Genomic DNA, 18449 nt, shown 5'->3' on the forward strand with positions numbered 1-18449 from the left:
TACCCTCTGAAGCTAGCGCCGCTAATGGCGCGCGCTTCGCATGATATTCACCGGCCTAACTTACTACATTACCTACGGCTCTGGCAGGCGCCGTCTGTAACCCTTTGTGAAACACTTTCTACACAATATTCGCTAATGCTCGCGGGGCGAAATACGAAAAACCTATCGCCCCGCCAAAAAACCTCGTTTTACTCACTACCGCGGTAACCCCAAGCCAGCATGTATTGCTCGCGGGAACTGCCACGCGAAGAGTCTGGCTTGATCATCTGGATCTTATCGAATTTCCGACGAGCATCCTTCAGGTAAACATCAAACCCTTCGCCCTGAAAAATCTTGATCACGAAATTACCACCCGGCTTGAGTATCCGTTCCGCCAAATCAAGCGCCAGCTCGCAAAGAAACATGGCTTTGGGCATGTCCACTTCAGGCGTACCACTCATATTGGGGGCCATATCGGAAATCACAAGGTCCACCTGCGAATTACCCACGGCTTCAAGGATCCGCGCGAGCACTTCGTCCTCGGTGAAGTCACCCTGGATGAAAGTCACGTCCGGAATGCTGTCCATTTCCAGAATGTCCGAAGCGATCAGACGCCCCTGACCACCGATCAGACGGCTAGTCACCTGCGACCACCCCCCGGGCGCCGCGCCCAGGTCGACAACGCTCATGCCGGGACGGATCAGGTTGTATTTCTCCTGGACCTCCAGAAGTTTGTAACTCGCACGCGAGCGGTAGCCATCCTTCTGCGCCTGCTTCACATAGGGATCGTTGACATGTCTTTTCAGCCAACCAAGGCTTGTCTTGGAACGCGCCATTGGGCACCTCGATGATAAGGGTCGTGATTAATTGGGCGGATCCACGAGCCCTCGGGTAAAATGGCCGCCATTTTACAGAATCCAGACGAAAGGGTCAGATTATGCCGCTCACTCAAGAGCAGAAGAAACAGTACAAATCCATTGGCCACCATCTGAAACCAGTTTTGATTGTGGCTGACAACGGTTTGACTGAAGGTGTGTTAGCCGAACTTGAACGCGCTTTGGCGGATCACGAGCTGATTAAAATCAAGCTCAACATCCTCGATCGCGAATCGCGCCTGGCGTCCATTGCAGAACTCTGCAAGGTCGGTAAAGCGGATCTGGTTCAGGTCATCGGCAAGATGGCACTGATTTACCGCAAGAACTTCAGCGTCAACAAGCAGCTGTCGAACGTTCATCGCTTCAAGTGATGGCAAGGGTCAAGGGTGTGCTTCGCGCACCCTGCCGCTCCTTCCCGGTTCCGGCTGCAACACCAGCACCAGCCCGGTAAATCCCAGAACAAGATAGCCGAATACCTGCCAACGCACTGCATCCGGCCACCCAAGGCGCACGACGAAAAACATCGCGCTCGCATACAGCGCCATCATCAGCAGTTGCCCGCGAATATCGCGCCATAGACTGGCAAGGCCCTCGGCCTGTACCAGCACCAAAGCCTGAAAAATCACACACGCTGCGGCAAATCCCACCATCAGCGCGTTCAGCGTGCCTGCAATTTCGTCGATCAGCAGCGGCGCCAGACCTACTCGGCCCAACGCCGGCACCAAACCGATGTATAACAGCCACAGACCGCCGACCCACAACATCTGAGTCAGCTGCCAAGCCATGGCGCCCGCTCGTAGCGGGCGCAGGCCTTTAGAGGTGGCGAACTTCGACAATCTCATACTCGATGACGCCACCCGGCGTTTTGACGGCAACCACGTCGCCCTCTTCCTTGGCAATCAAGGCGCGGGCCAGTGGCGAACCGACGGAAATCTTGCCGAGTTTGAAATCAGCCTCATCCTCACCCACGATATGGTAAGTGACGCGCTCATCCGTCTCGACGTTGGCGATTTCAACGGTGGTGCCGAAAATCACTTTGCCTGTGTGAGGAATGGTCGTGACGTCGATGATGACCTGATTCTGAATGCGGCCTTCGATGTCACGAATCCGCGCCTCGACCATTCCCTGCTGCTCACGAGCAGCGTGGTATTCGGCGTTTTCCTTCAAGTCACCCAACTCGCGGGCCGTTCCGATGTCCTGGCTGAGCTTCGGACGGACGACCTTGGTCAGGTGAGCGTGTTCTTCTTCCAGGGCTTTCGCGCCCTGGACGGTCATTGGGTATTTGATCATGCCTTCAATCCTGCGTGTAGATCCTGCAAGCGGCGCACGGTCTTCTCGGGACCGAACTTCAGCGCTTCGCAGATGGCTTCGCCAGCAGCAATAGTCGTGGTGCAGTAGATCTTGTGCTGCAAGGCATTGCGACGAATGGAGTACGAGTCGGCAATCGACTGACGACCTTCCGTGGTGTTGATGATCAGGGTGACTTCGTCATTCTTGATCATGTCGACCACGTGCGGACGACCTTCGGTAACCTTGTTCACACGGCGCACTTTCAGGCCCGCAGCTTCGATCAGCTTGGCAGTACCGGCAGTGGCAACCACTTCGAAACCCAAGTTGATCAGATCACGGGCGACGCCTGCAACCAGCGGCTTGTCGTCGTCACGCACGCTGATGAACGCAGTACCACCGGTCGGCAGCACTTCGCTGGCGCCCATCTGGGCCTTGGCGAATGCTTCGCCGAAGGTGTCGCCCACGCCCATCACTTCACCGGTGGACTTCATCTCTGGGCCCAGGATCGGGTCCACGCCAGGGAATTTGGCGAATGGGAACACCGCCTCTTTCACGCTGTAGAAGTTCGGGATGATTTCTTTGGTGAAGCCGATTTCTTTCAGGGTTTTACCGGCCATCACGCGAGCCGCGATCATCGCCAGGGAAACACCGATGCACTTGGACACGAACGGTACGGTACGGGAAGCGCGCGGGTTGACTTCGATGACGTAGATGTCTTCGCCTTGCAGCGCCAACTGAACGTTCATCAGGCCGACAACGCCCAGCTCCAGGGCCATTTTCTTGACCTGTTCGCGCATCTCATCCTGGATGTGTACAGGCAACGAGTACGGCGGCAAGGAGCACGCGGAGTCACCGGAGTGAACACCCGCCTGCTCAATGTGCTGCATGATCGCGCCAATCACCACGTCGGTGCCGTCGCAGACCGCATCCACGTCCATTTCGATGGCGCAGTTGAGGAAGTGGTCGAGCAGCACCGGGCTGTCGTTTGACACTTTCACCGCGTCACGCAGGTAGCGCTTCAGCTCTTCTTCTTCGTAAACGATTTCCATCGCGCGACCGCCCAATACGTAGGACGGGCGGACCACCAGCGGGTAGCCGATCTTGGCGGCGGCGCGAATTGCTTCGTCTTCGCTGCGCACGGTGGCGTTTGGCGGCTGACGCAGGTTCAGGCGCTCAACCATTTGCTGGAAGCGCTCGCGGTCTTCGGCACGGTCGATAGCGTCAGGGCTGGTGCCGATGATCGGCACGCCGGCTTCTTCCAGGGCGCGCGCCAGTTTCAGCGGAGTCTGGCCGCCGTACTGGACGATCACGCCTTTCGGCTTCTCGACGCGGACGATTTCCAGTACGTCTTCCAGGGTGACTGGTTCGAAGTACAGGCGATCGGAGGTGTCGTAGTCGGTGGAAACGGTTTCCGGGTTGCAGTTGACCATGATGGTCTCGTAACCGTCTTCGCGCAGCGCCAGTGCCGCGTGTACGCAGCAGTAGTCGAACTCGATGCCCTGGCCGATACGGTTTGGACCGCCGCCGAGGATCATGATCTTGTCGCGGCCCGACGGCGCGGCTTCGCACTCTTCCTCGTACGTCGAGTAGAGGTAAGCGGTGTCGGTGGCGAACTCGGCCGCGCAGGTGTCAACGCGCTTGTAGACCGGGAAGATTTCCAGCTTGTGACGATGGCGACGCAGGGCCTTCTCGGTCACGCCCAGCAGCTTGGCCAGACGCATGTCGGAGAAGCCTTTGCGCTTGAGGCGGAACATCAAGTCGCGGTCGATGCTGGCCAGCCCCAGGGTCTTGACCTTCTCTTCTTCCTTGATCAGATCCTCGATCTGCACCAGGAACCACGGGTCGATCATGTTCATGCCGAAGATGTCTTCGACCGACAGACCAGCGCGGAAGGCGTCGGCCACGTACCAGATACGCTCGGCGCCCGGCACGGTCAGTTCGCGCTTGAGCACGCTCATGCTTTCCGGGTTGCTCAGGTCGAGCTTCTCGTCCAGACCGCAAACGCCCACTTCCAGGCCACGCAGGGCTTTCTGCAGGGATTCCTGGAAAGTCCGGCCGATGGCCATGACTTCACCCACCGACTTCATTTGAGTGGTCAGGCGGGCGTCGGCTTTCGGGAATTTCTCGAAGGCGAAACGTGGCAGTTTGGTTACGACGTAGTCGATGGACGGCTCGAAGGAGGCAGGAGTAGCGCCGCCGGTGATTTCGTTCTGCAGTTCGTCCAGGGTGTAGCCGATCGCCAGCTTGGCAGCGATACGCGCAATCGGGAAACCAGTGGCTTTCGAAGCCAGTGCCGAAGAGCGGGATACACGCGGGTTCATCTCGATCACGACCATACGGCCAGTGTCCGGGCAGATGCCAAACTGAACGTTGGAGCCGCCGGTTTCCACGCCGATCTCACGCAGCACCGCCAACGAGGCGTTACGCATGATCTGGTATTCCTTGTCCGTCAGGGTTTGTGCAGGAGCAACGGTGATCGAGTCACCGGTGTGCACGCCCATCGGGTCAAAGTTTTCGATGGAGCAGACGATGATGCAGTTGTCCTTCTTATCGCGGACAACCTCCATCTCGTACTCTTTCCAACCGATCAGGGATTCGTCGATCAGCAGCTCTTTGGTCGGCGACAGGTCCAGACCACGGGCGCAGATTTCTTCGAATTCTTCACGGTTGTAAGCGATACCGCCACCGGTGCCGCCCATGGTGAAGGACGGACGGATAATGCAGGGGAAGCCCAGGCGCTCCAGAACGGCGTTGGCCTCTTCCATGCTGTGGGCGATACCCGAACGCGGGCAGTCCAGGCCGATGGATTTCATCGCCTTGTCGAAGCGCGAACGGTCTTCAGCCTTGTCGATGGTGTCAGCGTTGGCGCCGATCATTTCTACGCCGAATTTCTCTAGAACGCCTTCGCGCTCCAGGTCCAGTGCACAGTTCAGAGCGGTCTGGCCACCCATGGTTGGCAGCAGCGCGTCCGGACGCTCTTTCTCGATGATCTTGGCAACGGTCTGCCACTTGATCGGCTCGATGTACGTGGCGTCGGCCATGTCCGGGTCGGTCATGATGGTGGCTGGGTTGGAGTTCACCAGGATGACGCGGTAACCCTCTTCACGCAGGGCTTTGCAGGCCTGGGCGCCGGAGTAGTCGAATTCGCAGGCCTGACCGATAACGATCGGGCCAGCGCCGAGAATCAGGATGCTTTTAATGTCTGTACGTTTTGGCATGGGTTTGTCACTCAAATCCGCAGGTCAGTCGGCAAGCCGTCTTGTTCAATCTTTGAAGCCTTGAGGGGGCCGCCGGTGTCGGGACCGCCCTCAAGCTTTGCTACATCAAGGCGAGCGATCAGCGTCGCTTGGCCATCTCGTTGATGAAGCGATCGAACAATGGCGCTACGTCGTTCGGGCCAGGGCTGGCTTCCGGGTGACCCTGGAAGCTGAAGGCGCTCTTGTCGGTACGCTCGATGCCTTGCAGGGTGCCGTCGAACAGCGATTTGTGAATCGCGCGAACGTTGGCTGGCAGGGTCGCTTCGTCTACCGCAAAACCGTGGTTCTGGCTGGTGATCATTACCACACCGCTGTCCAGATCCTGGACCGGGTGGTTGGCACCGTGGTGGCCGTGGCCCATTTTCAGGGTTTTGGCACCGGAGGCCAGAGCCAGCAGCTGGTGACCCAGGCAAATGCCGAATACCGGAATTTCGGTTTCCAACACGTCCTTGATCGCCTGGATCGCATAGTCGCAAGGCTCCGGGTCACCAGGGCCGTTGGACAGGAACACACCGTCCGGCTTCAGAGCCAGCACATCAGCAGCAGGTGTTTGTGCAGGCACCACGGTCACGCGGCAACCGCGCTCGACCAGCATGCGCAGGATGTTCAGCTTGACGCCGTAGTCATAGGCCACCACGTGGTACGGGAGCTCGGAGGCTTCGATAGTTGCGTGGCTGTCGGTTTTCAGATCCCAGACCGTCGAGCGCCATTCGTACTGCTCTTTGGTGCTGACGACTTTTGCCAGGTCCATGCCTTTGAGGCCAGGGAAACCCTGTGCGGCGGCAATGGCGGCGGCTTCGGAAATGTTGTCACCGGCCATGATGCAGCCGTTCTGTGCGCCTTTTTCACGCAGGATGCGTGTCAGGCGGCGGGTGTCGATACCGGCGATAGCCACAACGTTATTGGCTTTCAGATAGTCGGACAGGGACATCGTGTTACGCCAGTTGCTCGCAACCAGCGGCAGGTCACGGATGACCAGGCCAGCGGACCAGACGCGATCAGACTCGGCGTCTTCCGGCGTGGTACCGGTATTACCGATGTGCGGGTATGTCAGGGTAACTATCTGTTGGGCGTAGGAAGGATCGGTAAGAATTTCCTGATAGCCGGTCATTGCGGTGTTAAACACCACCTCACCAACGGTTTGACCGTCGGCTCCAATGGCTTCGCCGCGAAAAATGCTGCCATCAGCAAGGGCGAGTATGGCTGGCTTAGTCAAGAAGACCTCCCGTAAATAAAGCCTGAAAGGGCGATCGCAGGTTGTAAAAAAGCGGAGTGACGTATGGACACGTCACCCCGCTTCTTCACCGAATAATTCTGCGCGCTTTTAGTGGACACACTAAAGCTGTAGCTTACAGAAAAAGGCAATTTTGGTCTACCGCCAATGAGCCTGAAAGGCTGGAGAATGCGACAGGTCGTCGCTTGGCGGGGTAAAACCGGGTTCAAACGCAAGGTTCGAACCCGATTTCGGGGGCATCTTAACGCAGATCGAGCACGTCTTGCATGTCGTAAAGGCCTGGCTCACGCCCGTCCAGCCACAATGCAGCTCGCACAGCACCCTTGGCGAACGTCATTCGACTGGACGCCTTGTGGGTGATCTCGACACGCTCACCATCGGCAGCGAACAGCACCGTATGATCACCCACGATGTCACCGGCACGCACGGTGGCGAAACCGATTGTTTCGCGCTCACGAGCGCCGGTCTGGCCTTCGCGACCATAAACCGCCACTTTCTTCAGATCGCGCCCCAGCGCATCGGCAATCACCTCACCCATACGAACGGCAGTGCCGGACGGCGCATCGACTTTGTGCCGATGATGAGCTTCAGTGATTTCGATATCGACATCATCACCCAACACGCGAGCAGCCGTGTCGAGCAACTTGAGGCAAAGATTGACGCCGACGCTGAAGTTGGCCGCGAAGACAATCGGTATGTCCTTGCCTGCTTCCGCCAGCAACTGCTTCTCTTCAACGCTGAAACCGGTGGTACCGATAATCATCGCTTTGCGATGCTTGCGGCAGAACGCGAGATTCTTCAGGGTCACCGTCGGGTGCGTGAAGTCGATCAACACGTCGAACTCGTCAACCACCCGAGCCAGATCACCCGACAATGGCACGCCAATTCGACCAAGAGCAGCCAATTCACCGGCATCCGCCCCCACCAGCGTGCTGTCAGGACGATCAATGGCAGCCGTCAGACCGGCGCCAGGCGTTTGCTGCACCGCTTCGATCAGGGTTTTGCCCATGCGCCCGGCGGCGCCCATCACTGCTATACGTCGCATGCCTGTCTCCTTACAAATCGCCGAAGAAGCGCTTCACGCCTTCAAACCAACCGGTGGTCTTTGGCGAATGGCTGTTGTCGTCCGCCAGGGAGCTGCGGAACTCTTCCAGCAATTCACGCTGACGACGCCCCAGGTTGACCGGGGTTTCGACTGCCACACGGCACATCAAATCACCCGCACCGCCGCCACGCACCGGCGCAACGCCTTTGCCGCGAACACGGAACTGCTTGCCGGTCTGGGTCCCCTCAGGGATTTTCAGTTTGACTCGACCATCGAGGGTCGGAATCTCCAGCTCGCCGCCCAATGCCGCATCGACAAAGCTGATCGGCACTTCGCAGAACAGGTGCTTGCCGTCGCGCTGGAAGATCGCGTGCTCGCGCACATTGATCACCACGTACAGGTCACCCGTTGGTCCGCCCTGAGCGCCCGCTTCGCCTTCGCCGGACAGGCGAATGCGGTCACCGGTATCGACACCGGCCGGCACTTTTACGGAAAGGGTTTTGGACTCTTCGACACGACCTTCGCCGTTGCAGGAGTTACAAGGGTCGGAAATGATCTTGCCCTGACCATGGCAACGCGGGCAGGTTTGCTGCACCGAGAAGAAGCCCTGTTGCATGCGAACCTGGCCGATACCGCCGCACGTCGGGCAAGTGACTGGCGAGGAGCCTTTCTTGGCACCGGAGCCGTCGCACGGCTTGCAGTTGACCAGTGATGGAACACGGATATTCACGGTAGTACCGCGTACCGCTTCTTCCAGATCCAGTTCCAGGGTGTAACGCAGGTCGCTGCCGCGCTGGGCACCGCCACGGGAACCGCCGCGACCGCCGCCGAAGAAGTCACTGAAGACATCGCCAAAGATGTCGGAGAAGTTCTGACCGCCAAACCCTGCACCGCCGCCGCCCATGCTTGGGTCGACACCGGCATGACCGTACTGGTCGTATGCCGCGCGCTTGCCGGAATCGGACAGCACTTCGTAGGCTTCGTTGGCCTCTTTGAACATCTCTTCCGACGCTTTGTCATCGGGATTACGGTCCGGGTGGTGCTTCATCGCCAGGCGACGGTAGGCCTTTTTCAAGTCCGCTTCGCTTGAGCCACGCTCAACACCCAATACTTCGTAATAGTCACGCTTTGCCATAAGTCTTTGCACTCTTGAGGACGTCCGGCAAACCTCTCCTGAGCCTTGCCAAACTCGTTGAGCCCCAATACAGGCCCGGACCCAACTCACGTCAATTCAACGATCCTGGTCTTTGATTCATTGCGGTACTTTCGGCTCGAAAAGCAGGAGCATTCCCGGCCATACCATCAACACGCGAGCGTTGTCGCATGCTGTAAAAATTCGCTAACTCCAGACACGCCAACGCGGGAGCAAGCTCCCGCGCGGCGACATCCTACCAGTCACCGCCTGAAGGCAGTCAACCGGGCGACCAACAACTTACTTGTGGTCTTTGACTTCTTCGAACTCGGCATCGACAACGTCGTCAGCCTTTTCAGCTTTTTCGTCGTGCGGTGCCGCGCCTTCAGCAGGCTGGGCCTGTTCGGCGTACATCTTCTGCGCCACTGGAGCAGATACTTTCGACAGCTCTTCAACCTTGGCTTCGATTGCAGCTTTGTCGTCGCCTTTAACAGCGGCTTCCAGCGCAACAACAGCGGCTTCGATTGCTGTCTTCTCTTCGGCAGTCACTTTATCGCCTGCATCAGCGACCATTTTGCGCGTCGAGTGAACCAGCGCATCGCCCTGGTTGCGAGCGGTTGCCAGCTCTTCGAACTGGCGGTCTGCGTCGACGTTGGCTTCAGCATCGCGAATCATCTGCTGAATTTCTTCCTCGGACAGACCGGAGTTGGCCTTGATCACGATCGACTGAGTTTTGCCGGTGGCCTTGTCTTTGGCGCCTACGTGCAGAATGCCGTTGGCGTCGATGTCGAAGGTCACTTCGATTTGTGGCACGCCACGTGGTGCTGGTGGAATGTCGGCCAGGTCGAACTTGCCCAAGGACTTGTTCTGAGCCGCTTGTTTACGCTCACCTTGCAGCACGTGAATGGTCACAGCGCCCTGGTTGTCATCGGCAGTCGAGAACACTTGCGATTTCTTGGTAGGAATCGTGGTGTTTTTCTCGATCAGCGCGGTCATCACGCCACCCATGGTTTCGATACCCAGGGTCAGCGGGCTAACGTCCAGCAGCAGAACGTCTTTAACGTCGCCGGCCAATACCGCGCCCTGGATAGCTGCACCCATGGCAACCGCTTCGTCCGGGTTCACGTCTTTACGAGCTTCTTTGCCGAAGAACTCGGTTACCAGCTTCTGAACCAGTGGCATACGGGTCTGACCGCCTACCAGGATCACGTCGTTGATCGCACCAACGTCGATACCGGAGTCTTTCAGAGCGATGCGGCAAGGTTCGATGGTGCGCTGAACCAGGTCTTCAACCAGTGCTTCCAACTTGGCGCGAGAAATCTTCACGTTCAAGTGCTTGGGACCGGTGGCGTCTGCAGTGATGTACGGCAGGTTCACGTCGGTCGACAGAGCAGAAGACAGCTCGATCTTGGCTTTTTCAGCGGCTTCTTTCAGGCGCTGCATGGCCAGCGGATCACCTTTGAGGTTCATGCCGCTTTCTTTCTTGAATTCGTCGACGAGGTAGTCGATCAGACGAATGTCAAAGTCTTCACCGCCCAGGAACGTGTCACCGTTGGTGGCCAATACTTCGAACTGGTGCTCGCCATCGACTTCAGCGATTTCGATCACGGAAACGTCGAAAGTACCGCCGCCCAGGTCATAAACGATCACGGTGTGATCGCCCTTCGCCTTGTCCATACCGTAAGCCAAAGCGGCTGCGGTTGGTTCGTTGATGATACGTTTAACGTCCAGGCCCGCGATGCGGCCGGCGTCTTTGGTGGCTTGACGCTGGCTGTCGTTGAAGTAGGCCGGAACGGTGATCACCGCTTCAGTCACTGGCTCGCCGAGGTAGTCTTCGGCGGTCTTCTTCATTTTCTTCAGAATTTCAGCCGAGATTTGTGGCGGCGACATTTTCTGGCCGTTCACTTCTACCCACGCGTCGCCGTTGTCAGCCTTGGCGATTTTGTACGGGACCATCTTGATGTCTTTCTGTACGACTTCTTCGTCGAACTTACGACCGATCAGACGCTTCACCGCGTACAGGGTGTTATGCGGATTGGTCACAGCCTGACGCTTGGCCGATTGGCCTACGAGGATTTCGCCATCGTTGGCGTAAGCGATGATCGACGGCGTGGTACGCGCGCCTTCAGCGTTTTCAATAACTTTAGCTACGCCGTTTTCCAGCACGGAGACGCAGGAGTTGGTAGTCCCCAGGTCGATACCGATAATTTTGCCCATGTTCACTCTCCCGAAACTTTGGATTTGGTTGCCGCAGCAGTGGTGGCTAACTGCGGTAGCACTTAAACGCTTGACTTATAAATGGGGGCCTTGCGGCCAATTTCAAGCCTGCTCGTCAATCGAAGGCGAAACTGGTGCAGGGGCCTTGCTGACCACGACCATGGCCGGGCGCAGCAGGCGGCCATTAAGCTGATAGCCCTTCTGGAACACCTTGAGCACGCTGTTCGGCTCGACATCGGCGCTTTCCTGCATGGCCATTGCCTGATGTTGAACGGCGTTGAACGGTTCGCCATGCGGATCGATGGCTTCCAGCTGATAGCGCTTGAGGGTGTCCTGGAACATTTTCAGGGTCAGCTCGATGCCTTCGCGCATTGGGCGGATGCTTTCGTCGTCCGGGTTGGACAACTCCAGACCACGCTCCAGGCTGTCGATGATCGGCAGCAAATCGCCTGCGAATTTTTCCAGGGCGAATTTGTGCGCTTTTTCTACATCCTGCTCGGCGCGACGGCGGACGTTCTGCAGATCGGCGGCAACACGCAAAGCCTGATCCTGCGCGCCTGCCAGCTGCTCTTCGAGCACTTGTACACGAGCCGCCAGGTCTTCACCCGAAGCCGCGGAGCCCTGGTTGGCGTCTTGATTTTGCGTATCCACTGTCTGTTCGTCAGCCATAGATTTCTCCTTTCAATATCGTCCGTGAGCTCAACTCACGCTTCTGTCCCGGTATATGGGGCCGCAAAAATCAGCTTCAAGGGGGTAGTTGCGATTGCCCCTACAAAAAGCACTGCATTGCAATGACCCGATGCGTCAGGCATTTCGTCAGGCCAGGCAAATCAAGCCAGGCAAGGGCATTGTCAGGCACAAATAAAACACTGTATAAATAACCAGACCTAAAGCCTGGGAGCGGCCTTTATGCTGGTTCACCTGTCCGTACATAACTACGCCATCGTTGAACACCTCGATCTCGAACTCGATCGCGGGATGAGCGTGATCACCGGGGAAACCGGCGCCGGCAAGTCGATCATGCTCGACGCCCTGGGCCTGACACTGGGCGATAGAGCCGACAGCGGCGTGGTTCGCCCCGGTGCCGACAAGGCCGACATTCTGGCGACCTTCGACCTGGTCGATATCCCGGAAGCCAGCGCCTGGCTCGCTGAGCGCGACCTCGAAAGTGATGGCCCGTGCATCCTGCGCCGGGTGATCACCGCCGAAGGGCGCTCCCGCGGCTACATCAATGGCACGCCCTGCCCGCTCGGCGACCTCAAGGCTCTGGGCGAACTGCTGATCGATATCCACAGCCAACACGAACACCAATCGCTGCTCAAAACAGACACCCACCGCCGCCTGCTCGACGAGTACGCCGGCGCAACGGACCTTGCCCGCCAGGTGCAACTTGCCGCCCAACGCTGGCGCCAGACCCGCCAGGAACTGGAGCGCCTTTCCAACTCCGGTGACGAGCAACGCGCTCGCCATCAATTGCTCAGCTATCAACTCGAAGAGCTGGAGAACCTCGGCCTCGGCGATAACGAGCTGGAGCAACTGGAACAGGAACACAAGAACCTGACCAACGCTGAAACACTGCTGGGCATCTGCCGACAAGTCGTCGAGCAGTGCAGCGAAAGTGATTCCGGCAATGTCCTGAACGCCCTGACCGCCAGCCTCAACCGCCTTTCAAGCGTCAACAACTCGATCGGCGCCTTGGGCGAAGCCAGCAGCCTGCTGACCAGCGCACAGATTCAGGTAGAAGAAGCTGTGGGTGAACTGAACCGCTTCCTCGACAACTTCGACGCCGATCCGGCGCGCTTGCAATATCTGGAAGAACGCCTCGACGCGATCTACACCATGGCGCGCAAACACCGCATCCAGCCGACGGAGGTCGCGGAGATGCAGCAGCGCCTGCTGGATGAAATCGAAACCCTGAATGCCAACGATGAATCCATAGAGCGGCTGAGCGATGAACTGGCCTCCTACGCCCGTCATTATCAGGAGAAGGCACGCGAGCTGAGTGACTTGCGCCATCAAGCATCGAGCAGCCTGGCCAGTGCCGTTGAACAGGAAATCCAGCGACTCGGCATGCCCGGCGGTCGCTTTACCATCGAGTTACGCCCTAATAGCAGCGATGAACTGCTGCCCAATGGCTTGGAGCAAGTCGAGTTACTGGTAAGCGCCAACCCTGGCCAGCCATTAAAAGCCTTGGCCAAAGTCGCATCCGGCGGTGAGCTGTCGCGGATCAGCCTGGCGATTCAGGTGATCACCGCACAGACCTCTCGTGTACCCACCCTGGTGTTCGACGAAGTCGATGTGGGTATCGGCGGCCCGACCGCCGAGATCGTTGGCCAATTGTTACGTCGACTCGGGGAACGCGGGCAGGTGCTGACAGTGACTCACTTGCCGCAAGTGGCGGCGCAGGGTCACCAGCATCTATTCGTGCACAAGGTTCGCGGCGAAGAGGCGACCCACACCGCCGTTTCCAAGCTGAGCAAGAATGATCGAGTGGAGGAAGTGGCGCGGATGCTGGGTGGCATCGACCTGACCAAGGAGTCCTTGGCTCACGCGAAAAAAATGGTCGTCACCGCAAAAATTTAAGAACGGCAGACAGCACGAAGGCGACCCATGGGTCGCCTTCGTTCGTTTCGCGAATGTGACATTCGCGCGACATGCTTACTTTTTCTTGCGTACGTACAGCACCAGATTGTGATCAACCATCTCGAAACCATACTTGTCGACGATGGCTTTCTGAAGGCGCTCGATTTCTTCGTCGAAGAATTCGATCACTTCGCTGGTTTCGACATTGACCATATGGTCGTGATGCTTGCCATCATCCAGTTCGAAGACCGCGTGGCCTCCGTCGAAGTTGTGCCGTACCACAAGGCCAGCTGCTTCGAACTGAGTCAGTACACGGTAAACCGTGGCCAGACCGACGTCCTCACCAGCTTCCATCAGCGCCTTGTAAACGTCTTCGGCACTCATGTGGCGTTGCTCGGCGGAATCGAGCATTTGCAGAATTTTGACCCGTGGCAGGGTCACTTTGAGGCCTGCTTTGCGTAGTTCGCTATTTTCAACCATGGTCAGCTTTCTCGCGATGCTGCTTCGCAGCTTCTCTTAATGCGGGTATGATCGGCGTTTACGTTGTCCCAGCCAAGATAGTGGAAGTCGCCCACCGATGCAAAACACCAAGCTCTTGCTAACCAGTTTCACCTTTGTGGGACTGCTCGCACTCGCCGGTTGTTCATTCCCCGGGGTTTACAAAATCGACATCCAGCAGGGCAATGTCGTCACGCAGGACATGATAGACCAGTTACGCCCGGGAATGACCCGTAAGCAAGTACGGTTTATCATGGGTAACCCTCTGCTGACCGACACGTTCCATGCCGATCGCTGGGATTATCTGTACAGCATGCAACCGGGTGGCGGTGAACGCCAGCAGGAACGCGTTACTGTTATCTTCAACTCAAATGATCAGCTTGTCAGCCTTTCTGGTGATTTCATGCCCGGCATGAGCCGCGATGAAGCCATTCTCGGCACCGACACGCCAATCAAAGAACCCGTAGAACACGTCGAATTGCCGAAACCTGAAAAACCGGTCAAGCCGGGCTCGTTGCTGGACCAGATCCAGAAGGACGTCGACGGCGTAGAAACCGTTCCAGTCCCGACGCCAGAACCGCTGAACACCTCGCCGCAATAATTTGCGACGCAATAAAAAACCCGGAATGTCCGGGTTTTTTATTGTCCAGGGTTTAGCCACTCACTGATTTCGGGCTTTGGCCTCGGCCGCCTTGGCGGCACGTAACCGACGCACTTCCTTCGGATCCGCCAGCAATGGCCGGTAAATCTCGATGCGATCCCCTGCCTGAACCGGGCGCACGTGCGGGTCGGCAATGACCTTGCCGAATATTCCCACCGGGCAATTATCCAGATCCAGCTCAGGAAACTGCGCGCCTACCGCAGATTGGCGCAACGTCTCACGAACCGAAGTACCCTCAGGCACAGCGACCACCAGCAACACCTGACGATCAACGGCGGCATACACCACCTCGACCTCTAACACGGCCTCAACCATGAATTTGCTTGGCGCGCTGGCAGAACGCGTCCATCAGCGTGTTGGCAGCCTGATTGAACAAGGGCCCCAACGTCGCGCGAACAATCGGTCCGGCGTAGTCGAATGACAGGTCCAGACTGATCTTGCAGGCCTTCTCAGTCAGCGGCTTGAACGACCAGATGCCGTGCAATTGAGTGAAAGGGCCTTCTTCAAGATTCATTTCGATGGAATGGCCGGGAACCAGTGTGTTTCTAGTAACGAAATGCTGACTCAACCCACCCTTGGCCACCCCTACGCGGGCGCGCATGTGCTCAGGTGAACTCTCAAGCACTTCGGCGGCCGAGCACCAAGGCAGAAACTCCGGATAACGCGCTACGTCGTTGACCAGGTCATACAGGGCCTGCGCCGGGTACGGCAGCAGGGCCGAACGTTGAATATGCGTTGTCATGTCGGCGTCACTTCCACAGCTGGGCGGCAAACACTACGAGAATGCCGATGGGCGCCACATAGCGCATCAAGAACAGGGACAAGCCAAACAGCATCGGACTGCGGATCGATAACTCGTCACGCACCGCTTCTCGCCCCATGATCCAGCCTGCAAACACCACGAAACACAAACCACCGAGTGGCAACATGATCCGCGAGGTGAAGAAGTCGATCACGCCAAAGAAGTCCAGACCGCCGGCCGCGCCCCATTGGTAGAGGTGGAACATCCCGCCTTCGTTCACGAAAAACTTGGCTTCCTTCCAGATATTGAAGGAAAACACGGTGCCCAGACCAACGAACCAGCAAGTGAAAGCCAACCAGAACGTCACCCAGGCTCGGCTGACCCTGGTGCGTTCAACCAGGTACGCGACCATCGGCTCCAGCAGTGAAATTGCCGAGCTCCAGGCAGCGACGGCGACCAGCACGAAGAACACTACGCCCATCAACTGGCCGAAAGCTACGTTGCCGAAGGCAAATGGCAGGCTGACAAACATCAGGCCAGGGCCTTCGCTGGGGTTCAGACCCGCGGCGAACACAATCGGAAACAATGCCAGACCGGCAACCAGCGAAACGAACGTATCGAGCAGCGCCACACCGACGATAGTGCCGGAAATCGACGAGTGCTTCGGCATGTAGGCACCGTAGATCATGATCGAGCCGACACCCACGCTCAGCGAGAAGAACGCGTGGCCCATGGCGGGCAGCAAACCGTCGAGGACTTTTTCCGGGTGGAAGTCGAACATGAAATGCACGCCCTCCATGAAATGGCCGGTGGTCATGCTGTAACCCAGCAGCACGATGACCATCACAAACAGCAGCGGCATCATGATGCGCAAGCTGCGTTCAAGCCCGGCGACCACGCCTTTGGCGATCACAACGGCCGACAGCAGCATGAAAATCGTGTGCCAAAGTGTCAGGCGCCAAGGATCGGCAATCACGTTGCCAAAGTACGCGCCGACTTGATCAGCCGTTACCCCCTGAAAATCGCCACGCCCCATGTCGATGATGTAATCCAGCGACCAGCCGCCGACCACACTATAGAAAGACAGGATCAGCAACGCCGTGATCATCCCGGCGAAAGCGCCCCAGGACCATTTGGCCGAGTGCCCCGCCTCCAGCGCCAGCACCTTCAAGGCGTTGGCCGGACTTTGCCGGGCACGACGGCCGATCAGGGTTTCAGCCAGCATGACCGGCACACCGATCAGCGCAATACAGGCCAGGAACATCAGCACGAAAGCCCCGCCGCCATAGACGCCGACCATGTACGGGAATTTCCAGATACTACCCAGGCCCACGGCCGAACCGGTCGCGGCGAGTATGAAGACCCAGCGGCTAGCCCAACTGCCGTGGACAGAAACCTTGTCTGTCGACATCGTTATCACGCCCAAGCGTTCAAAAAAGAGGCCGCATTGTCCGGGATTCAATCAACCTGCTCAAGCACGTAGCGATACCGTAGCCGACTCGCGCGCAACTCCCTATAATGCCGCCCCTATGGCTAAACAGAAGAAACACCCAACAGGGACCATCGCGCAGAACAAAAAGGCGCGACACGATTACTTCATCGAGCATAAGTTCGAGGCTGGTCTGGTCCTGGCCGGCTGGGAAGTAAAAAGTTTGCGGGCAAGCAAGCTGCAACTGGTCGACAGTTACGTGCTGCTCAAGGATGGCGAAGCCTGGCTGCTCGGCAGTCACATCACGCCGCTGATGACTGCCAGCACCCACGTCATTGCTGACCCGACCCGTACCCGAAAATTGCTGCTCAACCGCCGCGAGCTGGAAAAGCTGGCCACCGCCGTGCAGCAGAAAGGCTATGCCTGCGTGTGCCTGTCATGGTACTGGAGCAAGCACATGGTCAAGTGCGAGATCGCGCTGGGCAAGGGCAAGAAGGAATACGACAAGCGCGACACCGAACGCGAACGCGACGCTGGTCGTGAATTGGCGCGTGCAGTGCGTAACAAGGGCAAGGAAGATTAATTTCCCACCCTGATCGATCCCACGCTCTGCGTGGGAACGATCGCTTGCTGACTACATCCCCTTGCGCCGCTCCGCCCGAGCCATGCGCTGCACTTCCTGACGCACCTCTTCCAGCACTTCCTGCACATACAAGATGTGTCGACTGGAGATTTCGCGCGCCTGCTCCGCCCGTCCTTCGATAATCGCCAGGTACAACTCCCGGTGCTGCGTGATCAGCATGTCGCGGGTTTCCGTGCGCTGCTTGTACATGCCGCCAATGTTGGTCACCACGTTGCGTTTGAGCAGATCGAACAGCCCGCGAATCGTGTGCAACAACACCGCGTTATGACTGGCTTCAGCAATGGCCAGGTGAAAACTGGCGTCCGCCGCACCCTCTTCGGCCCGACTCACGTCGTCATGGCGCGAATAACAGTCCTGCAATACGTCAAACGCGGCCGTCAGCCGCTCACGGTCCACATCGGTGGCGCGCAATGCCGCGTAATAAGCGCAAGACGCTTCCAGGGTGTGGCGAAACTCCAGCAGATCGCGCTGCGCCTCGGGGTTATTTTCCAGCAGATGCAGCAGTGGATCGCTGAAGGTCGACCCCAACGAGTCGACGACATAATTGCCACCGCCCTGACGACTGACCAGCAAGCCCTTGGCGGACAGTTTCTGAATCGCCTCACGCAACGAAGGGCGTGACACGCCGAACTGCTCGGCCAGTGCCCGCTCGGCCGGCAAGCGCTCGCCAGACTTCAGCGTGCCCTCAAGGATCATTCCCTCGAGCCGCTCGACAATATCGTCAGACAAACGGCGCTGACGAATCTGATCAAACCCCATAACTCATTTCTCCACGATCCCGACCACTCGCCGGGCGGTCTATTCTGGTCTATTGGCGCGGCGACATCACCTGGCCAGACGACGCTCGATCAAACCGCTCAACAA

18 protein-coding genes are annotated in these 18449 nt (G+C 57.9%); 4 read left to right on the forward strand and 14 right to left on the reverse strand.

What is annotated here, in order from left to right; genetic code table 11:
* Nucleotides 1-188: 188 nt before the first annotated feature.
* The gene (gene rlmE, locus PMI22_RS26505) at nt 189-815 is read right to left on the reverse strand and encodes a 23S rRNA (uridine(2552)-2'-O)-methyltransferase RlmE (protein ID WP_007942887.1); all 627 of its coding nucleotides are present in this window, start codon (nt 813-815) and stop codon (nt 189-191) included.
* A gap of 101 nt (nt 816-916) precedes the next feature.
* Here rlmE and PMI22_RS26500 point away from each other — a divergent pair, with 101 nt between their 5' ends.
* Nucleotides 917-1225 carry a YhbY family RNA-binding protein gene (locus tag PMI22_RS26500; protein WP_007942889.1) on the forward strand — a complete coding sequence of 103 codons (309 nt, stop codon included), beginning with the start codon at nt 917-919 and terminating at the stop codon, nt 1223-1225.
* A gap of 9 nt (nt 1226-1234) precedes the next feature.
* On the opposite strand, the gene PMI22_RS26495 is transcribed toward PMI22_RS26500, so the two are convergent.
* The 8 genes from PMI22_RS26495 to grpE form a co-directional block, all read right to left on the reverse strand.
* Nucleotides 1235-1639, reverse strand: coding sequence for a hypothetical protein (locus PMI22_RS26495; protein ID WP_007942890.1), 405 nt, complete (start codon nt 1637-1639; stop codon nt 1235-1237).
* A 28-nt stretch (nt 1640-1667) separates the two neighbouring features.
* A complete protein-coding gene (gene greA / locus PMI22_RS26490; RefSeq protein WP_007942892.1) occupies nt 1668-2144 on the reverse strand; it encodes a transcription elongation factor GreA in 477 nt (158 codons plus the stop codon).
* Nucleotides 2141-5362 (reverse strand): carbamoyl-phosphate synthase large subunit, encoded by a 3222-nt coding sequence (gene carB / locus PMI22_RS26485; protein WP_007942893.1) that lies wholly within the window; start codon nt 5360-5362, stop codon nt 2141-2143. Before carB ends, greA begins: the two co-directional genes overlap by 4 nt.
* A gap of 118 nt (nt 5363-5480) precedes the next feature.
* Complete coding sequence (gene carA, locus PMI22_RS26480; RefSeq protein ID WP_007942894.1) at nt 5481-6617, reverse strand: glutamine-hydrolyzing carbamoyl-phosphate synthase small subunit; 1137 nt, start codon at nt 6615-6617, stop codon at nt 5481-5483.
* 259 nt (nt 6618-6876) lie between these two features.
* On the reverse strand, nt 6877-7680 hold the full coding sequence (dapB, locus tag PMI22_RS26475; protein WP_007942896.1) for a 4-hydroxy-tetrahydrodipicolinate reductase: 804 nt from the start codon (nt 7678-7680) through the stop codon (nt 6877-6879).
* Between the two features lie 10 nt (nt 7681-7690).
* Complete coding sequence (dnaJ, locus tag PMI22_RS26470; protein ID WP_007942897.1) at nt 7691-8815, reverse strand: molecular chaperone DnaJ; 1125 nt, start codon at nt 8813-8815, stop codon at nt 7691-7693.
* A 297-nt stretch (nt 8816-9112) separates the two neighbouring features.
* Entirely contained in the window at nt 9113-11029 is a 1917-nt protein-coding gene (gene dnaK / locus PMI22_RS26465; protein ID WP_007942898.1) for a molecular chaperone DnaK, read from the reverse strand.
* A gap of 102 nt (nt 11030-11131) precedes the next feature.
* Nucleotides 11132-11698, reverse strand: coding sequence for a nucleotide exchange factor GrpE (gene grpE / locus PMI22_RS26460; protein WP_007942899.1), 567 nt, complete (start codon nt 11696-11698; stop codon nt 11132-11134).
* A 240-nt stretch (nt 11699-11938) separates the two neighbouring features.
* Here grpE and recN point away from each other — a divergent pair, with 240 nt between their 5' ends.
* Nucleotides 11939-13612, forward strand: coding sequence for a DNA repair protein RecN (gene recN, locus PMI22_RS26455; RefSeq protein ID WP_007942901.1), 1674 nt, complete (start codon nt 11939-11941; stop codon nt 13610-13612).
* Between the two features lie 75 nt (nt 13613-13687).
* Here the strand turns inward: recN and fur are convergent, their stop codons facing one another.
* Entirely contained in the window at nt 13688-14092 is a 405-nt protein-coding gene (fur, locus tag PMI22_RS26450; protein WP_003197684.1) for a ferric iron uptake transcriptional regulator, read from the reverse strand.
* A 97-nt stretch (nt 14093-14189) separates the two neighbouring features.
* Here fur and PMI22_RS26445 point away from each other — a divergent pair, with 97 nt between their 5' ends.
* Nucleotides 14190-14711: an outer membrane protein assembly factor BamE gene (locus PMI22_RS26445; RefSeq protein WP_007942903.1), complete on the forward strand. Its 522-nt coding sequence runs from the start codon at nt 14190-14192 to the stop codon at nt 14709-14711.
* A 60-nt stretch (nt 14712-14771) separates the two neighbouring features.
* On the opposite strand, the gene PMI22_RS26440 is transcribed toward PMI22_RS26445, so the two are convergent.
* From PMI22_RS26440 to PMI22_RS26430, 3 genes are read right to left on the reverse strand one after another with little or no spacing between them, the layout of a single operon-like run.
* A complete protein-coding gene (locus PMI22_RS26440; protein WP_007942904.1) occupies nt 14772-15086 on the reverse strand; it encodes an RnfH family protein in 315 nt (104 codons plus the stop codon).
* Nucleotides 15079-15513, reverse strand: a complete 435-nt coding sequence (locus PMI22_RS26435; protein WP_007942905.1) for a type II toxin-antitoxin system RatA family toxin — start codon at nt 15511-15513, stop codon at nt 15079-15081. Before PMI22_RS26435 ends, PMI22_RS26440 begins: the two co-directional genes overlap by 8 nt.
* A gap of 7 nt (nt 15514-15520) precedes the next feature.
* The gene (locus PMI22_RS26430) at nt 15521-16924 is read right to left on the reverse strand and encodes a sodium-dependent transporter (RefSeq protein WP_007942906.1); all 1404 of its coding nucleotides are present in this window, start codon (nt 16922-16924) and stop codon (nt 15521-15523) included.
* 118 nt (nt 16925-17042) lie between these two features.
* Between PMI22_RS26430 and smpB the strand changes: the two genes are divergently transcribed.
* A complete protein-coding gene (gene smpB, locus PMI22_RS26425) occupies nt 17043-17525 on the forward strand; it encodes an SsrA-binding protein SmpB (RefSeq protein WP_007942908.1) in 483 nt (160 codons plus the stop codon).
* 51 nt (nt 17526-17576) lie between these two features.
* Here the strand turns inward: smpB and PMI22_RS26420 are convergent, their stop codons facing one another.
* Nucleotides 17577-18344, reverse strand: a complete 768-nt coding sequence (locus tag PMI22_RS26420) for an FCD domain-containing protein (protein ID WP_007942909.1) — start codon at nt 18342-18344, stop codon at nt 17577-17579.
* Between the last annotated feature and the right edge of the window lie 105 nt (nt 18345-18449).

This window comes from Pseudomonas sp. GM21, assembly GCF_000282215.1.
GTDB lineage: Bacteria > Pseudomonadota > Gammaproteobacteria > Pseudomonadales > Pseudomonadaceae > Aquipseudomonas.